General features: G+C 73.9%; 2 protein-coding genes and 1 pseudogene. 1 reads left to right on the top strand and 2 read right to left on the bottom strand.

The genetic code is table 11. From position 1 onward, the window contains the following. Positions 1-447 (bottom strand): annotated as a pseudogene (locus ABZ641_RS31065) (HEAT repeat domain-containing protein); the annotation flags it as partial. A 349-nt stretch (positions 448-796) separates the two neighbouring features. Between ABZ641_RS31065 and ABZ641_RS31060 the strand changes: the two are divergent. Continuing rightward, positions 797-1,132, top strand: coding sequence for a PAS domain-containing protein (locus tag ABZ641_RS31060; RefSeq protein WP_359987183.1), 336 nt, complete (start codon positions 797-799; stop codon positions 1,130-1,132). A 120-nt stretch (positions 1,133-1,252) separates the two neighbouring features. On the opposite strand, the gene ABZ641_RS31055 is transcribed toward ABZ641_RS31060, so the two are convergent. After that, a complete protein-coding gene (locus ABZ641_RS31055; protein ID WP_359987180.1) occupies positions 1,253-2,725 on the bottom strand; it encodes a hypothetical protein in 1,473 nt (490 codons plus the stop codon). Between the last annotated feature and the right edge of the window lie 318 nt (positions 2,726-3,043).

The raw sequence follows: 3,043 nt of genomic DNA, 5'->3' as shown, positions 1-3,043 counted from the left end.
GCCGAGGACGGCGGGGGCCAGCGAGAGCAGGGACCGGTCGTCGTCGCGCAGCGCGAGTTCGTCCAGCGCCCACGCCCAGTTCCAGCCGGTGGCGGTGTAGCCGCGCAGCAGGTCGAGCGCGTCGCGGCGGCCGTAGGCGGCGAGGTGGCCGAGCACGGACAGGGCCAGGCCGGTGCGGGCCTCGTCCTGGTCGAGGGTGTCCTCGGGGGCGTGCAGGTGGGCCTCGATGCCGGTGAGCGGCGCCTCCAACTCCATGTAGAGGCGCGCGTAGTAGAGGGAGCGGTTCTCGACCTGCCAGTCGGCGCGGGGGTCGTGGGTGACGCAGGACTCGAGGGCGGCGATCGCCTCGGCGCGGTCGGCGGCCAGGGCATGCAGTTGCCCGTCGCCGCGGCCCCTCTGCAGGAGGCCGACGAGACTGGCACTGGGCGCTATCACTGGCTCGAACATGAGGTCAGCATCCGTTGCGGCGGTCGTCGAGGCAACGGCTTTTCCGTCGCCGGGGGTGGATCGGTCCTGGACAGGCGCCCGGGCGCCGGAATCACCGAAGGCTACCGCTTGGGGCCGTTATCTGCACACAGGGCAACGGATCGGCGGCGGAAAACCGTCCCCGCGCTCTCGCCGCGCGCAGGTCCGGGCATATGCCACCGGAAAGTTCGCGGACGATGTCCGCAAATCCCCCACATCGGACGGATCGCTGTGGCAGGCTCGGGGAACGGCCCCGCGCGGGCCGCACCCTCACCCTCCTCCGAACACGCAGCGAGCCCCGATGAGCCTGACCGCCGGCCACGCACCCGCCGTGAGCCGTCCGGGAGACGTCGCCGCCGCCGAGTGGGACCTGCTCACCGACGACGTGCACTGGTCGGACGGCGCCTTCCGCCTGCTCGGCCGCGACCGCGGGCTGGGCCCGCTCACCCTGGACGCGCTCCCCGCCCTGCTGCACGCCGAGGACCGGCCGCAGCTCTGCCGCCTGGTGACCCGCGTCCTGGTGCACGGGCAGACCGGCGCCGCGACCGTCCGAATACGCCGGCCCGACGGCCGCACCACCACGGTGCGCTGCACCGGCGCGCCCCTGCTCGGCCGGGACGGCCGGGCCACCGCCCTGCGCATGCTGATCCGCCCCGTCCACGCCTGACTCCCCGGAGGGGCCAGGACCTTTCCCAGGGCACTCGGGAGGTCGGATCACGAGGCACGGGCGCTGCGCGATTCGGATGCGGCCGTCGTCGCGGACCAAGGGTGAGCCGGAAGAGACGCCCTAGACCTGCCGGCGGCGCTGCGGCATCACCGCGTCGATCTCCTCGCGCAGCTCCGCGACCTCGGGGAGCCCCTGGTAGCGGCCCGCCAGCCGGTACATCTCGCGCAGCCGGTCCCAGGTCCGCAGCGAGGACGTCTGGTTGATCGCGTTCATCGCCAGCTTGGCCTGCAGGCAGGCCTCGTCCGGCTCCCCGGAGATCCAGTAGACCGAGGCGAGGGTGATCTGGTCGAGCAGCGCCGAGCGCTCGCGGCCGGCCGGCCGCAGGTCGATGGCGCGGCGGGCGTGCTGCTCGGCGAGCCGCACCGCGCCGGGGTCGTGCTCGGCCAGGGTGCGGTAGACCAGCGCCTGCATGCCGTGCAGCTCGGCCTCGTTGAAGAGCTGCATCCAGCTCGGCGGCGCCTCGTCGGCGTCCTGCACGAAGAGGTCCTCGGCCTCGCCCAGCACCCGCCGGGTCGCCTCGGAGCGGCCGAGCGAGGCCTGCGCCCAGGCCTCGACGGTGTGCAGCATGGCGCGCGTCCGCGGCTGGGCGCGGTCGCCGGCGCTGGCCTGGGCGAGCTGCATGAGCTCCAGGGCGTCGTCCGCGCGGCCGAGGTGGAGCATCTGGCGGGCGGCGCGGGAGATCGCCTCGCCGGCCCGGGGCCGGTCGTCGGCCTCCTTGGCGGCCTGCGCGGCGATCACGAAGTACTTCTGCGCGGTGGGCTCCAGGCCGACGTCGTGGGACATCCAGCCGGCCAGCACCGCGAGGTTGGCCGCGACCGTCCACAACCGGCGCTCCACGGACGGGCTGTGCCGGTGCGTCAGGATCCCGCCGACCTCGTTGAGCTGGCCGACCACGGCCTTGCGCTGGAGGCCGCCGCCGCGGGAGGCGTCCCAGGCCCGGAAGACCTCCACGGACCGTTCCAGGGCGGTGACTTCGTCGTTGCCGACCGGGCCGGCGTCGTACACGTCCACGACGGGTTGCGGGCCGCCCTGGGTCAACACGTGGCGTGGGCCGGGCCGTTCGGCCGCGTGGGCGACACCGTCGCCGGTGAGCCAGTCGTGGAGGTTGTCGGCGATGACGGTGCCGGCGGCGAGCGCCGCGCCCGCGCCGACCAGACCGCGTCGGTTCAGCATGAGGTCCATTCCCGTGAACTCGGTGAGGACCGCCGCTGTCCGATCCGGCTGCCAGGGCACGACCGCCGCCGTCTCCGTGGGGGTGCCCGCCCTGGTGGGCCGGTGTCGCTCCAGACCGAGGTCCTCTGTGGTGACGACACGGCCGAGCCGCTCCGTGAACACGGCGGCGAGCACCCGCGGCACCGGATCGCGGGGGATCTCCCCCTGCTCGATCCAGCGCCGCACCCGCGAGGTGTCGGTGGACAGCTGCTGCTGACCCATCGCCGCACCGCGCCGGTTGACCAGCCTGGCGAGCTCGCCCTTGGACCATCCGGTCAGGGCGAACAGGTCGGCGAGTCTGGCGTTCGGCCCCTTGCTCACGTGAAGCCCCCAGGTTCCTCGGCTGATTTCGACAGTAGTGGCTCTGTCACATGCCACGCGACCATTCGCCAGGGTTCGCCAGGGCACGCCACATGGTGTGCCAGTGCCGACGCGGTGTCAGGTAGGAAGGCGCCACCCCGACTTCGGAGCCGGGAGGCGGCCGGAACGTCCACGGTTCCGGCCCGACGGGTCGTCAGAGACCCGTCCGAACGGCTCCGGACGGACGCCTCCGGGACTCCCCGGAGGGGGTGGCGCGGCCGGGTGGCGCGGGGGCGTCGGGCACGGCGCGGCAGGCGGACACCGCATTCCCCAGGGTGC

Origin of the sequence: Kitasatospora sp. NPDC007106, from assembly GCF_040634455.1 — a bacterium.
GTDB classification, from domain to species: domain Bacteria; phylum Actinomycetota; class Actinomycetes; order Streptomycetales; family Streptomycetaceae; genus Kitasatospora; species Kitasatospora arboriphila.
The sequence above is the reverse complement of the archived record's forward strand: the minus strand, read 5'-3'. Positions and strand labels throughout refer to the sequence as shown.